This is a genomic window from Micromonospora sp. 4G55, assembly GCF_016803375.1.
This window is the reverse complement of record NZ_JAEVHN010000932.1, coordinates 1-1,291: the sequence shown is the minus strand read 5'-3', so window position 1 is coordinate 1,291 and position 1,291 is coordinate 1. Positions and strand designations below refer to the sequence as shown.

2 protein-coding genes and 1 pseudogene are annotated in these 1,291 nt (G+C 73.6%); all 3 read left to right on the top strand.

Features of this window, described 5'->3' with window-relative positions; genetic code table 11:
- Positions 1-338, top strand: a pseudogene (locus JNW89_RS36275) (hypothetical protein); the annotation flags it as partial.
- 73 nt (positions 339-411) lie between these two features.
- Positions 412-579 (top strand): hypothetical protein, encoded by a 168-nt coding sequence (locus JNW89_RS36270; RefSeq protein ID WP_238452437.1) that lies wholly within the window; start codon positions 412-414, stop codon positions 577-579.
- A gap of 119 nt (positions 580-698) precedes the next feature.
- Positions 699-1,226: a tRNA adenosine deaminase-associated protein gene (locus tag JNW89_RS36265; RefSeq protein ID WP_238452436.1), complete on the top strand. Its 528-nt coding sequence runs from the start codon at positions 699-701 to the stop codon at positions 1,224-1,226.
- Positions 1,227-1,291: the final 65 nt, after the last annotated feature.

Sequence of the window (1,291 nt, the reverse complement as noted above, 5' to 3'; positions counted from 1 at the left end):
GGCGCGTACCCCCTCGGGTCTGTTTCCCTCGGGGCCGCCGCGCCGGCCGACGTGGCGCGAGCCGCACCCGGTGACCGGCAGCGGGGGTGGCCGCCGGCGGCGCGCTCGCCGCCGCCTGGCTGGTGCTCTTCGGCCTCCTCGGCCGCGGCGTCCCCGGGTACGCGTGGTGGACGGTGATCGCCGGCGTGGTGGCCTGGCTGGCCGCCCTCGGCCTCGTCCGGTACGGCGACCGGGGCGTGGCGACCGGGGTGGCGATCGTCACAGCGGGTGGTTGGAGCATCGCGTTCGCGATCGTGGTCGTGCGCTGGGCGACCAGCGCGGACTGGCCGATGTGGTGACGCTGCGTCATCGGCCGGCTTCGCTTCGAACGCCATCTTGACGTACTCGCTGTGACTGGGGACGCTTTCCGGTATGGCCTGGACCACCCCGCGGCTCGACCCCGAGCGCAGCCGTCGCCGCCTGCAGATTCTCGCCGAGTTGGCGGGGGCCCGCGCGGTACGAAAGCGGGACAAGCCGCAGCGGGAGCGCACCGAACGGCTGCGACAGCTGATCGCCACCCGGCGTCGCGTCGCCGGCTGAGGCGACTTTCTCAGGATTGACCGGCCCTTCGGGGCGTTGACCGGTCGCCTGCCGACCCGACCGGTTAACGTGCATCGCGTAACGAGTCGGCGTGCTGTGCCGAGGCCTTTGGGGGGACCGTGTCGTACTTCGCTGCCGCCGTGGTGCGCGACGAGGGCGAGTGGAGCGCCGCCGAGGTGAACCTACGGGGCGCCTCCGACATCGACGACGTCGCCGACCGGCTGCGCGACGTCGAGCCCGACGCCGACCTGTCGCTGCTCTTCGTCGAGGCGGACGACGCCTACCTGGTGATCCTGCGCTTGGACGAGGGGGAGGATCTGCGGATCTTCGGCTCCGACTCCGCGTACGCCGAGGAGTCCCGGCTGGGCGCGCTGCTCGTCGGTGACCTGAAGACCTCGGTCACCGGTCTGGAGGAGAGCGAGGAGCCCCGGCCGTCCGCCGGCGGCGACGAGGAGAGCGAGCAGCCGGCCGTCGACCCCGAGGCGGACCCGGTCGGCGACGCGGACATCCTCGCCGACCTGGGCATCTCGGCCCAGAAGCTGCTCCGGCTCTGCGCCCACGAGGGGATGCTCCCGGCCGACGTCACGGCCGAGGTGTGCCAGGTGCTCGGGTGCGCCGACGAGGTCGAGGAGCTGCGTGAGGTCTGACCCACCGTCCGGGGACGGAGTCGCCCTGCCGGGCGGCGGTTCGCCGCTGGCCGGCGCCGCCGAGC

Coding starts and splice junctions, on each gene's coding strand:
- JNW89_RS36270 (WP_238452437.1), top strand. CDS start 412: ATGGCCTGGACCACCCCGCGGCTCGACCCCGAGCGCAGCCGTCGCCGC.